The sequence below is a fragment of the Desulfocicer niacini genome, assembly GCF_054657595.1.
In genome coordinates this window covers 16,226-31,694 of sequence record NZ_BAAHYK010000055.1, presented here as the reverse complement: position 1 = coordinate 31,694, position 15,469 = coordinate 16,226, and the positions used below count along the sequence as shown (strand labels likewise).

13 protein-coding genes are annotated in these 15,469 nt (G+C 49.9%); 8 read left to right on the top strand and 5 right to left on the bottom strand.

Annotation, left to right across the window (positions count from 1 at the left end; genetic code table 11):
- Positions 1 to 172 precede the first annotated feature (172 nt).
- From ACYQ2M_RS21605 to rsgA, 3 genes are all read left to right on the top strand, one after another.
- On the top strand, positions 173 to 1,705 hold the full coding sequence (locus ACYQ2M_RS21605) for an ABC transporter ATP-binding protein (RefSeq protein WP_459918467.1): 1,533 nt from the start codon (positions 173 to 175) through the stop codon (positions 1,703 to 1,705).
- Entirely contained in the window at positions 1,698 to 2,525 is an 828-nt protein-coding gene (locus ACYQ2M_RS21600; protein WP_459918466.1) for an energy-coupling factor transporter transmembrane component T family protein, read from the top strand. Before ACYQ2M_RS21605 ends, ACYQ2M_RS21600 begins: the two co-directional genes overlap by 8 nt.
- Before the next feature lie 657 nt (positions 2,526 to 3,182).
- The gene (gene rsgA / locus ACYQ2M_RS21595; RefSeq protein WP_459918465.1) at positions 3,183 to 4,304 is read left to right on the top strand and encodes a ribosome small subunit-dependent GTPase A; all 1,122 of its coding nucleotides are present in this window, start codon (positions 3,183 to 3,185) and stop codon (positions 4,302 to 4,304) included.
- Between the two features lie 251 nt (positions 4,305 to 4,555).
- Here the strand turns inward: rsgA and ACYQ2M_RS21590 are convergent, their stop codons facing one another.
- From ACYQ2M_RS21590 to ACYQ2M_RS21575, 4 genes are all read right to left on the bottom strand, one after another.
- Positions 4,556 to 5,557 (bottom strand): proline racemase family protein, encoded by a 1,002-nt coding sequence (locus ACYQ2M_RS21590; RefSeq protein WP_459918464.1) that lies wholly within the window; start codon positions 5,555 to 5,557, stop codon positions 4,556 to 4,558.
- Between the two features lie 19 nt (positions 5,558 to 5,576).
- Positions 5,577 to 6,737: an NAD(P)/FAD-dependent oxidoreductase gene (locus ACYQ2M_RS21585; protein WP_459918463.1), complete on the bottom strand. Its 1,161-nt coding sequence runs from the start codon at positions 6,735 to 6,737 to the stop codon at positions 5,577 to 5,579.
- A complete protein-coding gene (locus ACYQ2M_RS21580) occupies positions 6,734 to 8,818 on the bottom strand; it encodes an FAD-dependent oxidoreductase (RefSeq protein WP_459918462.1) in 2,085 nt (694 codons plus the stop codon). The genes ACYQ2M_RS21585 and ACYQ2M_RS21580 overlap by 4 nt, the downstream gene beginning before the upstream one ends.
- Positions 8,819 to 9,429: 611 nt before the next feature.
- Positions 9,430 to 10,170 carry a FadR/GntR family transcriptional regulator gene (locus ACYQ2M_RS21575; protein WP_459918461.1) on the bottom strand — a complete coding sequence of 247 codons (741 nt, stop codon included), beginning with the start codon at positions 10,168 to 10,170 and terminating at the stop codon, positions 9,430 to 9,432.
- A 297-nt stretch (positions 10,171 to 10,467) separates the two neighbouring features.
- On the opposite strand from ACYQ2M_RS21575, the gene ACYQ2M_RS21570 reads away from it, so the two are divergent.
- From ACYQ2M_RS21570 to ACYQ2M_RS21550, 5 genes are all read left to right on the top strand, one after another.
- A complete protein-coding gene (locus ACYQ2M_RS21570; protein ID WP_459918460.1) occupies positions 10,468 to 10,767 on the top strand; it encodes a YggT family protein in 300 nt (99 codons plus the stop codon).
- Positions 10,768 to 10,800: 33 nt separating this feature from the next.
- Positions 10,801 to 11,307, top strand: coding sequence for a DivIVA domain-containing protein (locus tag ACYQ2M_RS21565; RefSeq protein WP_459918459.1), 507 nt, complete (start codon positions 10,801 to 10,803; stop codon positions 11,305 to 11,307).
- Positions 11,308 to 11,437: 130 nt separating this feature from the next.
- Positions 11,438 to 12,520 (top strand): type IV pilus twitching motility protein PilT, encoded by a 1,083-nt coding sequence (locus ACYQ2M_RS21560; protein ID WP_459918458.1) that lies wholly within the window; start codon positions 11,438 to 11,440, stop codon positions 12,518 to 12,520.
- A 142-nt stretch (positions 12,521 to 12,662) separates the two neighbouring features.
- Positions 12,663 to 13,826 (top strand): type IV pilus twitching motility protein PilT, encoded by a 1,164-nt coding sequence (locus tag ACYQ2M_RS21555; RefSeq protein WP_459918457.1) that lies wholly within the window; start codon positions 12,663 to 12,665, stop codon positions 13,824 to 13,826.
- A 5-nt stretch (positions 13,827 to 13,831) separates the two neighbouring features.
- Positions 13,832 to 14,533: a zinc ribbon domain-containing protein gene (locus tag ACYQ2M_RS21550; protein ID WP_459918456.1), complete on the top strand. Its 702-nt coding sequence runs from the start codon at positions 13,832 to 13,834 to the stop codon at positions 14,531 to 14,533.
- Between the two features lie 59 nt (positions 14,534 to 14,592).
- Here ACYQ2M_RS21550 and ACYQ2M_RS21545 read toward each other — a convergent pair whose 3' ends face one another.
- Positions 14,593 to 15,372, bottom strand: a complete 780-nt coding sequence (locus tag ACYQ2M_RS21545) for a type III pantothenate kinase (RefSeq protein ID WP_459918455.1) — start codon at positions 15,370 to 15,372, stop codon at positions 14,593 to 14,595.
- Positions 15,373 to 15,469 lie beyond the last annotated feature (97 nt).

Genomic DNA, 15,469 nt, shown 5'->3' with positions numbered 1-15,469 from the left:
TCCTGCCGGTCTAAAGCGCAGGAATTGCGGACAGGTTCATCCTCAAACAGCCTGCGCTTTCTTACAATCGGCAGGGCAAACGGCCTTATATCCTTCAGGTCTGAATGGGCCGGATAGGGGGCCCGTTGGAGGCTATACTGTCGCATCTTCATATGAAAAAAATGGAATTTCAATGCACAAATCCATAGCCCTTTCCCAGCTGTCTTTTAAATACAAAGGCGCAGGCACCTTTGCCCTGACAGATGTTTCTTGGTCCCTGAACCCCGGGGAATGCGCGGTGATCATGGGGCCGTCGGCCTCGGGTAAAACCACACTGTGCCGATGTCTAAACGGCTTGATTCCCCAGGCATTGGAAGGTACCCTCACCGGGGATGTCATTGTGACGGGAAAGGATGTTTCTCTTTTCAGAACCCAGACCCTGGCAAAGGATATCGGGTTTGTCATGCAGGACCCGGAGACCCAGATTGTGGGAAGAACAGTATTTGAGGACCTTGCATTCGGCCCCAGGAACCTGCTGATCCCTGCCCGGGAAATTGAGCAGAGAATCCCTGAGGTCCTTTCCCAGACAGGCCTGGCCGGTTACGAGAATCGTTTTACCGCAGACCTGTCAGGAGGTGAAAAACAGCGCCTGGCCATTGCCGGAATTCTGGCCATGGAACCTTCTATTCTGATCCTTGACGAACCGGCATCGGAACTGGACCCTGCCGGACGTGACAATCTTTATCTTCATCTGGATCGACTCAGGCAATCAAAGGGTTTAACTCTGATCATTGTGGAGCAGCAGATAGAAGACATCCAATCCATGGTGGATCAGGTTTTAATTCTCAATGAAGGCCGGGTGGTGGAACAGGGCAGGCCGGAACAACTGAAACGTACATGGGCACCACCCCATATACCGCCAGCTGGCCCCATCCAATCCATGGACCTTTCACCATCTGCCACTTCGGCATGCCTTGAAATCAGGCATCTCAATTTCAGATACACCCCGAAGGCCCCGGTTCTGAAAGATATTAATTTTTCTGTGTATCCAGGGGATTTCGTGGCCCTCATGGGACACAACGGAGCGGGTAAAACCACCCTGGTCAAGCACCTGAACGGACTTATACCCTGCCATGCCGGCACCATACTGTTTAAGGGTAAAGACATTAATACATTCAAGAGTAAAGACCTTGCCCGATCCGTTGGATTCATCTTTCAGAACCCTGATCACCAGATTTTTGAAAATTCCGTGGAAAAGGAAATTGCATTTGGGCTTACAAATATGGGCTATTCACAAGAGACAATTGACCGTACAGTGAATGACACCCTTGAAAAGACAGGCCTTGAACCCTTACGGCATCGTCATCCCTTCAGCCTGGGAAAGGGAATGCGCCAGATGATTGCCGTGGCCTCCATTGTGGCCTTGAATCCCGGCATCCTGGTGGTGGATGAGCCCACAACCGGCCTGGATGCCGCCGGTACCAGCCTCATCATGGATCTTATCCAGCAACTTCATTGCAGGGGCACCGCCATTGTCCTCATCACCCATGATATTGCCCTGGCAGCCAGATATGCCAATCGTCTGGTGGTCATGGGACAGGGGGCACTTCTATTGGATAAACCCATGGGAAAAGGGCTGGAAAAAACTGATGTGCTGCAGCGGGCAGGCCTTATCCCGGACAGCCTGAGATCTTGTTCTTCAAAAGCAGGAGGCTTCCATGATTGATCCAGCCCCATCCACTGGCTGCCTGGATATCCGAAGTAAATTCGCCATTTTTATCCAGGTCATGGCCTGGACCATCCTGCACGATCACCCGGCCTGCCACGGGCTCATATGCCTTATAATCATAGGGGAAGGCCTTTATGTCGGGCTTACCATGAAGCAGATGCTTGCAAAACTGATTCCCCTGGCTCCTCTGTTTTTAATGATCATGCTGTTCACGGGTTTTAACAGCGGTGCCGGCTTTATCCATCCGGAAAACAAAGCACCCATGCTCACCCTCTGGCCAGGCGCAGTTCTCACCCGGGGCGGAATTATGCTGGGGGGAACATTTCTGCTGCGCCTGGTAAACATGGTTATCTTGACCCAGATCATCCTTTTTACCACACCGTTGGATGAATTCATTAATCTGTTTGTCAAACTCAAACTTCCACCAGCCCTTTCTTTTCTCATCACCACAGCCATTCGGTTTGTACCGGCCCTGGATAAGAAAAGACAGCAGATCATCACTGCCCAGCGGTCCCGGGGGGTTGATCTGGATGAAGGAAATGTCTTCAGGCAGTTCAAAGCCCGGGCGGCCATCATGATTCCTTTGATGGTCAATGCCATTGTGATCGCCGACCAGTTATCCATGGCCTTGATGAACCGCGGATTTGGCTATGGAAAAACCTGGACCATCATGAGCCGGCTGGAATTTCGTACGGCAGATTATCTTATAATCTTTCTGAGCCTGGGCAGCCTTATTTCAGCCTTTGTCATTCGATATCCGGGAATCCTTGAAAATATCCTGAACATTCAGCATTTGTCGGCCTTTTTTCAACTTTGATTTTTCCCGACGACGATCTGTCAATTAAGGTGTTCACATGATGTTGTACATAAGGCTCTTTGTTTAAATGGCGTATGTGCGCAAATCCATGGAATCAAAAAAACAATACATTTTAAATGCGTTTCGCAAGCCCCGTTGGCTGAGATAATTTGACATTGAACAGGCAATCATGATATTTAGTGCCCATGATTTTTAAAATTTAATTTTATTGGAGTCTTTTTGTTTATCAAATCATTAGAAATTGTGTTCATCCAGGCCGCCTGAAAAAATAGGTTTTGGTTTTGGGTGTCTGATTGGGGTTGCCATTTGCAAACCGCTTGGCAACTCACAATATCCCCTGATCATGCTCAGGCATTGGGCATGAACCTATCTCAGGCGATTACCGGATAAGCATATACCCGGATGACCAGACTTTTTATTTGTATTCAAGATGGGCTTTCCCGTGACTCAACGGATGCTACATATAAAGAAACCCCGGCATAGAAGACAGATAAAAAAACAAGTTGTCTGGTATACTCTTTGACATACATCGTCTTAAAAACCATTGCTGTTTTTTTAAATCGGCCTGGATTGTATCTCCGCATTCCATATGTATTGAGAGACTGCCGGGAGCTTGGCGGTCAGACACATGATTTAAAAAAACAAATGAGACGATAAATGATTGATAACACACAAAATACAAACATACATCCAGACGAACCACATTATTCTTTATCCCATTTGGGCTGGGATTCCAATTTTCAAGATCGTTTAAATGCCGATGAAAAGACAACTCTTTCCCCCGCCAGAGTAATTGGCGTTCAAAAAAATAATTTCTTTGTAAAAAACGGTATTGAGGAAAAAAGGGTGTCCGTATCCGGCCGCCTAAATCATAATAAAACAGAGATTTATCCTGTTATTGGGGACTGGGTAGTTGTCAAACAAAGCGTTATTATAAGAGTCCTTCCAAGGAAAAATGCCCTGTCCAGGGGGGCTTCCGGTACCCTGAAAAAACAGGAAACCGCTCCGAGAAGAGAGCAGGTGATCGCTGCCAACCTTGATTGGGTTTTTATCGTATGCGGCCTGGACCAGGATTTTAATATTCGACGCATCGAACGTTACCTGACCTTAATTTATAATTGCGGATTGAAGCCGGTGATTGTTCTGACAAAGGCGGATCTTCACAAAACGCCTTCAACCTTTGTGGCGGATGTGGAATCAATTGCTTTCCATGTTCCCATCCATCTGATCTGCTTAGGGGATGACGACAGTCTCACCCCATTGAAAAACTACCTCTCAATTGGACGGACCATTGCTCTGGTGGGGTCTTCAGGTGCCGGGAAATCCACCCTGGTGAACCGACTTTCCCTTGAAAAGATCCAGGCCACAGGTGCGGTCAGCCAGCGTCTAGGAAAGGGTATGCATGTTACAACATCTCGCAGCCTGATCATGATGCCGCAAGGCGGAATGATCATTGATAACCCAGGTATCCGGGAAATTTCATTCTGGAATGATCAAACAGGGATTGATACCACATTTCCCGAAATCGAAGCCCTTGGAAAAGGTTGCCGATTTTCTGACTGCAGCCACACCCATGAGCCCGGATGCCGGGTAATAAAGGCGGTGTCATCAGGAGAAATACAGGCAAACAGACTAAACAGTTACCATAAATTGAAACGGGAGCTGGAATATCTGTCTCAAAAACAGGTAAAAAGTGCAAACCGTATTGAAAAAGATCGCTGGCAAGAAGTGGCATTAAAAGTAAAAGCATTAAAAAAGAAATACAGGCCAATGCGTTAAATCTTTCCAGGCTTGGCTTATCGGCGTTATTCCTCCCAATCCGATTGGGCCGGAAAGAATGCCATAAGCCAAGCAAAATACTTTCCCTTTCAGGTATCCTTCATATGAGCCCACAAGAAATTGGGGGCTTGATCATAAGATGGGCCATCTCATGACCAAACCCGAAGTTTACAATTTTTTGAAAAATTATCCTCAAAATGGGGACATTGCTCTGGAAAGAGCACCGTGGGAATCAGAAAAATCTGACTGCCTTACAAAAGGAACCCGGCTTTAAAGGGATCTTTGCTCTCTGCCACAAACTGATGAAACCCTGTGATATGGGCACTGCCGGTGATTTCCGGCACAATGGCAGCCCTGTCCCCCACCCGGGTCTCTGCAATAATTTTTCCTGCAAACCTGGTATTTAAAATACTTTCATGGTGATAGATCTGTCCCACCCCCAGACGGCCCATTTTATTAAGCCAGGCCATCTTGGCACAGGTGCCCGTACCGCAGGGGGAACGATCCACCTGACCATTACCGAAAATCACCATATTTTTAACGGGGTCACCCTCCTGATATATTTCCGTCAAATCCACCCGGGCGGGCTGACCCGTGCCGGGATGCACAATGGGAAAGGCTTCATTCACCCGGTCCCGGATCTCAAGCCCCAGGGCCTTGAGTTGATCCAGATGCGCTGTCTCCAGGGAAACGCCCAGTTGATCCACATGAACAAGGGCAAAAAAATTCCCGCCATAGGAGATGTCCACGTGGATCTTTCCCATACAGGGAAGCTCAATGTCCAGGGAATCATAATAAAAGGCAGGCACATTGCGAAGGGTCACCGGCCCTGCCCCACCGTCCTGGATGTTCACCCGGGCCGTTATTTTTCCGGCAGGCGTGTCCAATATGATTTCTTTGTCCATGCCGTCTTCAAGGCCATCCAGGGAAACCATACCCGTATCCACCAGCACCGTGGCTGCCCCCATGGAGCCATGTCCGCACATGTCCAGATATCCGCCGGAGTCCATGAAAACGATCCCTGTATGGGCGTCCTCTGAAGCGGGTGCCGTTAAAATGGCACCAAACATATCCTGGTGCCCCCGGGGTTCCCACATAAGCATCTTGCGAAGATCATCCAGATGCGCCTGTATCCACAATTTTTTATCCACCATGGTGGTGCCGGGTACATGGGGGACACCAGCTGTGACAATACGCGTGGCCTCCCCTGCGGTGTGGGCATCCACGGTGTTTATCGTTTTTTTGATATTCATTTAATCTGCCCTATAATTTTTATTTCAAGCCCTCTTCGCCGCCGAAATCACGGTACAGGGAGAATTCGTCAATGACAACGGCATCCCTTTTGCTGACGTCTCCTGTGACCATGCGGGCAATGATCTCACCCACTCCCGGCCCCAGCATATACCCCTGTCCGCACATGCCCGTGGCATGGAGCAATCCGCCCACATCCCGGTTCCAGCCCACAATGGGACTCCCGTCCGGCGTCATGGGATAAAGTCCTCTCCACACCCGGCGTACCCGAATATTTCTCAACCGGGGTAACAGATCCACCATGCGGGCCGCCACTTGAGGAAGAAATCGCGAGGTTTCGCGCTTATCAATGCCCACAATGGGGGGATCAGGGGTGATGCAGAAAATAATATGGCCATGGGCATTCTGATAAAAATAATAATTCCGGGAACCCGGACCAGGGCGAAGATCCACCAGCATGGCCTTGAAAAAAGGTGCCACCGGCTCTGATACGCCCCCCTCATGGCTGTCGGGAAACACCGGAATATCCTGATCAACCAGGGCACCAAGCTCCCGGGAAAAAGGGCCTGCGGCATCAATGATCACCGGAGCATCATAACGATTTCTGTTGGTTGTCACCCCGCACACCCGACCCTGTTTCCGGTGTATTTCCATGACCGCTTCATTAAAATAAAAATCCACATTGCCGGTGGCCACAGCCTTTCTGAAAAAAACACTGCCGGTGACCAGTGGAGAGGCAGAACCGTCATCGGGCGAAAAGGTTCCCCCCAGGAGCCCCCGGCGATTGATGCCCGGGGCCAGCCCTGCCACGGTATCTGCATCCACGTAATCAATATTGAGGCCATGTTTCTTCTGTATGGGCAGAAAACCCTTTAAAAGCCGCTCCTCCTCCGGGCGATACACCGGAAAAAGATACCCACCTTTGAGCCACTCAATATCGTCCCCGTGGGTCTGCTGCCAGGTGGAAAAAATTTCAAGGGATCGCATGCAGGCAATTATTTTTCCGGGATCGGAATGGGTGGCCCGGATGCCGCCGATGGCATGCTTGTTTTCCCCCTGACCCGGGGAGGCCATCTTATCTATCACACAGACCTTAACCCCCAGATCCCCCAGGGCCATGGCGGTGGGAACCCCCACAGATCCCGCACCAATGAGAATCACATCATATGGTTTTGTCATCATTCACCTCCCTTGATGCCGGCCAGGGTGCCAAAGGGCACCTCTACAAACAACGGTCGATCGGTTCGATCGGTCACCTCTTTCAGATCAATGCCCTCATCCCGGAACAGACCCAGCACCATGGGGCGACAGGTTTTGGACCCACAGGCACCCATGCCCGTACGATTCAATCCTTTGAGCTGGTTCATGTCCCTTACCCCCTCCCGGATGGCGGCCCGTATCTCCCCTGCTGTGATGCGTTCACACCGGCACACAATGGCATCATCAGGACAGGCGGAAACATCTGGGATCTCAATGGATTCCAGGGGATTTTTCTGCTCCTTGATGCCAATGGCCTTGGGGGCAAGGAGCGCTTCCATCTTGATCTGTACCATGAGGGTACCGGGAAATTTCTTTTTGTTGGCCACCACCCGTTGCACAGGATAGTCCCCGATGACATTTCCATCCACATCGGTGATCGTAATCATTTTACCCTTTTCAACGGTCTCCCGGGTCATCTCGTAGGGAAGGGTCACCGTGGGAAATTGGCTATCCTTACGATAATCCACCACACTCACGGCAAGCCCCGGACAGATGGCAACACAGTTAAGGCAGCCCTTGCATTGCTCCAGAGCTTCCACATGGGGAAGTCCGGTAATGAGATCTTTTTCCGTTGTAATAATGTTTTCAGGACAGATGGAGGTGCAGGGATTACAGGGAATTTCCTGGGTACAGTGAAACACCGGCCGGACCCCTTCCGGAGCAGTTAAAGGCGGAGTATCCTTTATTACCTTGCCGGGCCGGGATTTAAGGACCTTTGCCTTGTCCAGCCATTCCTGGGGAATGTCGTCATCATATAAACCCAGAGATTTTCCTATTTTAACCCCTTCAATTTTCCCCGTGAACATGGCAGCTGAGGCTTCGGCGATTTCCTGCGCATCACCGGCGGAGTAGACATCCATGCCCCATTGTTTTGCTTTGAGAAAAAACTCGTTCACCGGAGAAAGCCCCACGGCAATGAGCAGGGTATCGACTTCAACGGTTTTTTCCGTGCCGGGGATGACCTTCCAGTTATCATCCAGGCGGGCCATGGTCACCGATTCCAGATGATCCGTGCCATTGGCCGACACAACCGTATGCCGTGTAAAAATGGGAACCCCCAGGCGTTTGAGCTTGTCCGCATGAACCTTGTAACCCCCCACCTCTGCCAATCCTTCAATGACTGCCACGACTTCAATGCCCGCCTGAAGCGCATGGTATCCGGCAATGATCCCCACATTCCCACCCCCCACGATGAGTACCCGATGGGCGGCTTTGATCAGATCCCGGTTCACCAAGGTTTGAAAAGCCCCGGCCCCGTAGACCCCGGGCAGGGTATTGCCGGGGAAGGCAAGCATCTTTTCCCGGGCGCCGGTGGCCACAAGCAATTTTTCCGGACGGATCATAACATAACGCCCCCCTTGCACCACCCCCACCACTCCATCGGAGAAGACCCCCACGGCCGTGGTTTCAAGCCAGGTTTCCACCGAGGGAAAAGCGGCGACTTCCTGTTCCAGGATATGACCGATCTCAAAGCCCCTGGTACCGGCCCAGGAATCTTCCACTGAACCGAAAAATTTATGGGTCTGGAGCACCAGTTTTCCCCCCAGCCGATCCTTGTCATCAATAATAAGGGTATCCACACCCAGCTTACCCAATTCCACCGCTGCAGAAAGTCCTGCAGGGCCTCCACCAATGATCAACACCTGCACAGACCGGGTGACCACCGCTTCCAGATCAACCGGCTCATCTGCTGCTGGGACCCGGGGAAGGGTCTCCATGGAGGCAATCACCATGCCCTGTTTCAGCGGGGTCATGCAGGATTTAACGGGTAAACCGTCGGCCACCACAAGGCACTGGGAACACTGGCCATTGGCACAGAACATTCCCTGGGCACTGTGATCTTTACTGTGGTGACCAAACACCTGAATTCCATTGGCAAACAGGGCGGAAGAAATCATTTCTCCCTTTATTCCCTGCAATGGTTTTTCATTCCATGAAAAGGTCACCGTTTCCCCCTGGCTTACGTCCAGGACAGGATGCGTTGTCAATCTTCGATCAGACATCGGGGTTCCTCCAGATATTGTTTTTTTATATGAAACAGCAGGTACTGGGTATTAGGTACTGGGTACTGGGTACTGGTAGTAACTGCTTTTTCATTGTTCGTTGTGGCAGATAATTACTGCCATGTATGTTTTATATGAAACACCGTACAACTGACTGGAATCGTAGGGGTTTCATTTTTCGTTGTGGCTGGTATTTACAGCCATGTGGGTTATATGAAAAGGTAGCCTTCAAGTCTACCTCAGCAGAGCCCCTCCCCCGATGGGCAATAGGAACCGGGCAATCGAGCTGTCTACAGTTCCGGTCCGGGCCCATTGCCCGTCGGGGGAGGGGCGGCATAATGCCATTTGGCTCCGCGTTTACGACCCAATATTCGTTGTGTCCGTAAGGACATGGCCGTTATATGAAAAGGCAGCCTCCAAGGCAACCTCAGCAGAGCCGCCCCCCCGATGGGCAATAGGAACAGGCCAATTGGGCCGTCTACGGTTCCGGGCCGGGACCATTGCCCGTCGGGGGGTGGTGGCATATTGCCATTTTCATTCTTTGTTGCCGCAGGTGATTACTGCCAGCTATGTTTAAAAAAAATATATTTACTTTACGCTCTTAATCGGATTTATTTTCCGGCCCGGGACTCTTTCTCCTGCATGCGCACGTTAAATCGGTGCACATGCTGCTCGGCAAGGGAAGCGGCATCCTGGTGACGCTGTTCCCGGATGGCGGCAACAATGCCCCTGAGATCCAGAAGATTTTCCTCCATTCGTTCCTGGGTAAACTCTAGGAAGTTATCATAATATTTGCGGATATTATCATGTACCACCTGGGCCGCGTATCGATACAGAGCATTGCCAGCAATACGTCCGATCTCCTTATGAATAGCCTGATCCGTATCAAGAAAAGCTTCCACTGCGCCCTTTTCGGTCATTGCTTCGGCTTTATCCACAAGCGTTTCCAGACGGGCAATGTCATCCGCCGTGGCCCGCTGGGCCGCCAGACGGGCGATCTGTCCTTCCATTCCCTGTCTGAATTCACCGATGTCTTGGACAGACAGAGTGCCGGAGCGAATCATGAGCCCCAGGGTTTCAGTCAATTGTTCGGTGCCGGCATTTTTAACAATGGCTCCACCGCCGGTGCCCAGACGAATCTCGATGAGTCCTTTCTGCTCAAGAACCCTCAAGGATTCTCTCAGGGTTCCACGACTTATATTAAAGGTCTCCCGCAGCTCCCGTTCCGGCGGAAGCATATCTCCGGGTTCAAGGGTTCGATTAAGAATCGCCTCTTGAATCTGATCCACAACATCCTGAAATATCCTACTTTTCTTCACCTGCTGAAAATCTGCACTTTTTTTTCGGGGCATATCCACGCGTTCCTTGTTAAATGGTTAAACCATTCTTATGGTATATCTATTTACTTGTCAACTATTCTTTCCATAATACATTTATTTCCCGGGTAAGGCCGGAGTTGCCCCCCCCGGACATCAAGCAAAATGGGGGATTGCTCACAACATAGGGCGCTTTGCGCAGGTATTCCCGATGTTGAAAAGGTTGAAAATTCTTGACATTTAGACGTTAGATATCATATTCCTTTCATAATCTAACGTTTTCATTTAAAAGACATAAAACCAAGTTATTACACAGGAGATAATTCAATATAAATGTTTATCCTTGGAAATTTTTTTGAGGCCATTGCCGTTGTTCTGGACTATGCGTTGAGCATATTCATGTGGATTATCATTGCCAGGGCAGTTCTCTCCTGGGTCAATCCTGACCCATATAACAACATTGTCCGATTTATAAACAATATCACTGACCCGGTTCTCTACCAGATAAGAAAAAACTTGCCAGTAACTTTCGGCGGGCTGGACATTTCACCCATAATTGCCATGCTGGGTATTATTTTTATCCAGACATTTGTGGTGGGAAGCCTTCATCGACTGGCCATGACACTGTCTTAATCCAAAGCCCTGACAAAATCATAGGGAGTAAAAATGGGAATCACACCAGCGGTAATTCAGCAAAAGGAATTCTCCACCCGTTTCAGGGGATTTGATATTCGAGAGGTGGATGGATTTCTTGAAGAGGTTGCCCATGAGATGACAAGGTTAAACGACACCATAAAAACCATGGGTGCAGAAAATCATCGTCTTAATATGGAAAACAAGGGATATCGTGAACGGGAAAACACCATGAAGCACATCATGGTCAAATCCCAGAAGGTGCTGGATCAGATGAAGGTAAATGCCAGCAAGTCGGCTGAATCCATTATTGCCGATGCGGAGACCCAGGCAGAAAAGATATTAAACCGAGCCCACCAGCGGCTGTCCCAGCTTTACAGTGACATCACAGAGCTAAAACGTCAGCGCATGCAGATAGAAGTTCAAATCGGTGCGATCATTGAAAACCACTCCAAACTCCTTGAAATGAGCAAAGAAGAAAACAAGACCGCCGATGAAGCAGACCCTGCCCTCAGATTCATGAAACATGCCAATGGATGATCTTCAGGGATTAACCCGTTTTCAATTTGCCGTTTAATCCAGACAAAACGGGCACCCCAAGAGCTCTTGGGAAATCTATTAAAAGGCTGACCCAACTTGAAAGTTAAACCACACATGACCAGGAGAAATCATGGCAAAAATTGACGCGTTCTTCAAGTTAATGAACGAACAGGGAGCTTCAGACCTCCACCTTGTTTCAGGGCAGCCACCGGCATTGAGGCTCCATGGCGATATTGAACGTATCCGGTACAATGTGCTTTCCAACGATGACCTGAGAAGCCTGCTATATGAGATCACACCCGAGGAAAAAATAAAGGTTTTTGAAGAAACAGGAGATGTGGATTTCGGCTATGAAATCCCCGGCCTTGCCCGGTACAGGGCCAATTATTTCATGCAGAAATACGGCATTGCCGCCGTATTTCGTGAAATTCCCTCGGACATCCTGACAGCAGAACAGCTGGGACTTCCCCCGGTGATATCAAAACTTGCCAACCTGCCCCGGGGACTGGTGCTGGTAACCGGTCCCACGGGCAGCGGTAAATCCACCACCCTTGCAGCCATCATCGACCAGGCCAATAAAACCCGCAAAGATCATATCATCACTGTGGAAGACCCCATTGAATTTGTCCACAAAAGCCAGGGATGTATTATCAATCACCGGGAAGTTGGCATGCACACCAAAACCTTTTCCTCGGCCTTGAGAGGGGCGCTTCGTGAAGATCCGGACATTATTCTGGTGGGAGAAATGAGGGATCTTGAAACCATTTCACTGGCCATTGAGGCCGCATCTACGGGTCATCTGGTTTTCGGTACCCTGCATACTTCTTCGGCGGCCAAAACCATTGACCGTGTCATTGAGGTCTTTCCATCATCTCAACAGGCCCAGATCCGATCCACCCTGTCCGATGGTCTCCGGGCCGTGGTGGCCCAGGTACTTTTTAAACGCATTGACAAAAAAGGTCGATGTGCGGCCATGGAGATAATGCTTGCCACCCCTGCCGTTCGAAACCTGGTCCGGGAATCCAAAACCCACCAGATCCCAAGCAGTATCCAGACGGGAAAACAATATGGCATGCAGCTGCTGGACGATGCCATCATGCAGCTCTACCAGAAAGGATGGATCAGCCCGGATGAAGCCTATGCCAAGGCCAACACCAAGGCATTGTTCAGACCTTTTCTTAAAAAACCACCGGCGGATTTTACGGACGCATAAACAAAAGATCTCGCAGTCATAAGTTTTTGGACTTATCACAACATAATGTACTCCTTGAGCTTTCTCAACGACACATGTAGTATGAAGCATGAGAACTTACGACTCATGAACAAATATTATCATCAAGTATCAGGAATCGATCATGCAAAGACAAGAGATGGACCACATTCTCTCCAAAATGCTCGAATCCCACAGCAATGTTTCCGATCTCAACCTTACCCCGGGAAAACCGTTGCAGGTGGAAAGTTCTGGCGAACTGGTTCCCGTTCACATGGAGCCGGAATTTAAGTTATTAACCCCCTTTCAGACAGAGGCCCTGGCCCTGAATCTCATCCATGACGATCGACGCCTCACCGAAACGCTGTTGCGGGAAGGCTCCTGCGATCTGTCCTATGCCCTGGGAGACAAGGCACGATTCCGGGTGAACATTTTTTCCAGGTCCGGTAAATACGCCATTATCCTGAGAAAACTGGAAACCCAGATTCCCACCGTAAAACAGCTGAACCTGCCCCCGGCCTTTGACAAAATGGTCCATGAAAAAAACGGCATCATCTTTGTCACCGGTTCCACCGGCAGCGGAAAAAGTACCTCCCTTGCGGCCCTTTTGGACGAATTCAACGACACCCGGTCCGTTCATATCATCACCCTGGAAGATCCCATCGAGTTCCAGCATCCCCAGAAAAAAGCAACCTTTAACCAGCGGGAACTGGGTGGCGACTTTGACACCTTTGCAAGCGGCCTGCGGGCGGCACTGCGCCAGGCTCCCAAAATAATCCTGGTGGGGGAAATGCGGGACAGAGAAACCGTAGAAATCGGACTTTCCGCAGCAGAAACAGGACACCTGGTGCTGTCCACCCTGCACACCGTGGATGCCGGTCAGACCATCAACCGCATCATTGGCATGTTTTCATCGGATGAAGAAAAACAGATCCGCATTCGCCTTGCCGATACCGTAAGATGGATCGTATGCCAACGACTGCTGCCCAAAACCGGCGGGGGGCGAGTGGCAGCCTTTGAAATCATGGGTAACAATCTGAGAATAAAAGATGCCATCACCAACGGCGAATCAGAAGATAAAACCTTTTATCAGATCATCAAGGACGGCACCGCCTTTGGTATGACTACCTTTGACGATTTTATATTAGGTCTGTACCAGAGAGGATTGGTCTCCGAGGACGTTGCCATGGCCTACGCCTCCAGAAAAGCCGTTGTGGGCAGAGGGCTTGATTCCATCAAAAGTGCCCGGGGAGAAAAGACCACTGAGATTGAAAACCTGGAACTGGATCATGACTACGAAGGAGCGTGAAACCCGTGGAAATTATCTGCACATCCTGCACCACGAAACTAAACATACCGGACCACAAGATCCCCAAAGGGAAAAAATCCTCATTTCTCTGCCCCAAATGCAAACAACGTCTCTACATAACCCCGGAGCAGCTTGGGGATACCGGGCTCACTGATTCTTCAGATCCAGAAGGGGCAGCCACATCAAGGGAAGGAGCCGTTTCTACAGGCCAGACGGCGCCTGTTACGCCGGATTATGATGTGGCGGAAAGACCCTTTGATTTTCTGGATGACGATGCAGAAACCGCACTGATCTGCCTTGGCAATAAAGGGTCTGCCGGCCATGCCCGGGCCGCACTGAAACAAATGAAATATCACATTGAGGCGGTGGATGACATTAAAACAGCACTCATCCGGATGAAGTACCACCTGTTCAACATCATCCTGGTGGATGAAACCTTTGACCAGACCTACAAGGGAACTGGCATTCTTCTCCAGGAACTCAAAGATCTTGACATGAGCCTGAGAAGAAAAATCGTTGTCATTCTCATCTCAGATACTCTGCGAACCCAGGATAATATGGCGGCCCTGAACAACAGCGTAAACCTTACCATCAACCAGAAGGAAATGGCATCCAAGGCGCTGAAGCTTCTGCAAAAAAGCCTGAAAGACCATGAACAGTTTTACGCCATATTCAATGAGACCCTTAAAAAAGTGGGCAAGGGTTAACAAAAAAAGAGGATGGGGTAGAATACAGGTCTGTCCCCTGCCCAGAGCCGGGGGTTTGATCAGGCACGCTTATCCAATTCCCGGCTGATAATGCGAAGTCCTTCCAGGGTGAGATTATTGTCCACCACCTCAATGGCATCGGTGAGTCCGGCAATGAGTACGGCAAGCCCCCCCGTGGCAATGACCCGGGGAGTGCTTGTCATCTCTTTTTTCATCCGGGCCACCATGCCGTCTACAAGGGCTGCATTGCCATGCATGAGTCCTGATTTGATACTGTCAATGGTATCCCTGCCGATAACCGAATCCGGGGGCATGAAGATCTCCACCCGGGGAAGCCGTGAGGCTTTTTGAAACAGGGCTTCGGCTGAAATCATTATACCCGGGATGATTGCACCCCCGAGATATTCTCCCTCTTCGGTGATGACATCAAAGGTGGTGGCCGTACCAAAGTCAATGATAATGAGACTCTGTTTATATTTTTCATAGGCGGCAATGGCGTTGACCACCCGATCCGCGCCCACTTCGGCGGGATTATTGTAAAGAATAGGCATCAGCTGCCTCACCGCATCGGGATTCACCCACAGCGGGGCCTGGCCGAGATATTTATGACAGAAATTATCCAGAATTCTCACCGCGGGCGGAACCACGCAGGAAATCACGGTTTTTTCAATGTCGGAAAACTTAATCTCCTTGTCATTGAAAAGCCCCCGGGCAAGAAGATTAAACTCATCGGCAGTGGTATCCCTGACTGTACGGATGCGCCAGTCACTGATCAAGCGATCCTTATCAAATACCCCCAGCACCGTATTGGTATTTCCCACATCAATTACCAGCAGCATGTTTTTCCCCTGTGTTCCCGTCTTGTATAATGGAAGAGCTGTCCGGACACGGGAAGACCCGAATCCGAAGGTTAGATTATTGTAAATATTCGAGCAG

Excerpts from the sequence above, each read along its gene's own strand:
- ACYQ2M_RS21605 (WP_459918467.1), top strand. The coding sequence starts at position 173 with ATGCACAAATCCATAGCCCTTTCCCAGCTGTCTTTTAAATACAAAGGC.
- ACYQ2M_RS21600 (WP_459918466.1), top strand. The coding sequence starts at position 1,698 with ATGATTGATCCAGCCCCATCCACTGGCTGCCTGGATATCCGAAGTAAA.
- rsgA (WP_459918465.1), top strand. The coding sequence starts at position 3,183 with ATGATTGATAACACACAAAATACAAACATACATCCAGACGAACCACAT.
- ACYQ2M_RS21590 (WP_459918464.1), bottom strand. The coding sequence starts at position 5,557 with ATGAATATCAAAAAAACGATAAACACCGTGGATGCCCACACCGCAGGG.
- ACYQ2M_RS21585 (WP_459918463.1), bottom strand. The coding sequence starts at position 6,737 with ATGATGACAAAACCATATGATGTGATTCTCATTGGTGCGGGATCTGTG.
- ACYQ2M_RS21580 (WP_459918462.1), bottom strand. The coding sequence starts at position 8,818 with ATGTCTGATCGAAGATTGACAACGCATCCTGTCCTGGACGTAAGCCAG.
- ACYQ2M_RS21575 (WP_459918461.1), bottom strand. The coding sequence starts at position 10,170 with ATGCCCCGAAAAAAAAGTGCAGATTTTCAGCAGGTGAAGAAAAGTAGG.
- ACYQ2M_RS21570 (WP_459918460.1), top strand. The coding sequence starts at position 10,468 with ATGTTTATCCTTGGAAATTTTTTTGAGGCCATTGCCGTTGTTCTGGAC.
- ACYQ2M_RS21565 (WP_459918459.1), top strand. The coding sequence starts at position 10,801 with ATGGGAATCACACCAGCGGTAATTCAGCAAAAGGAATTCTCCACCCGT.
- ACYQ2M_RS21560 (WP_459918458.1), top strand. The coding sequence starts at position 11,438 with ATGGCAAAAATTGACGCGTTCTTCAAGTTAATGAACGAACAGGGAGCT.
- ACYQ2M_RS21555 (WP_459918457.1), top strand. The coding sequence starts at position 12,663 with ATGCAAAGACAAGAGATGGACCACATTCTCTCCAAAATGCTCGAATCC.
- ACYQ2M_RS21545 (WP_459918455.1), bottom strand. The coding sequence starts at position 15,372 with ATGCTGCTGGTAATTGATGTGGGAAATACCAATACGGTGCTGGGGGTA.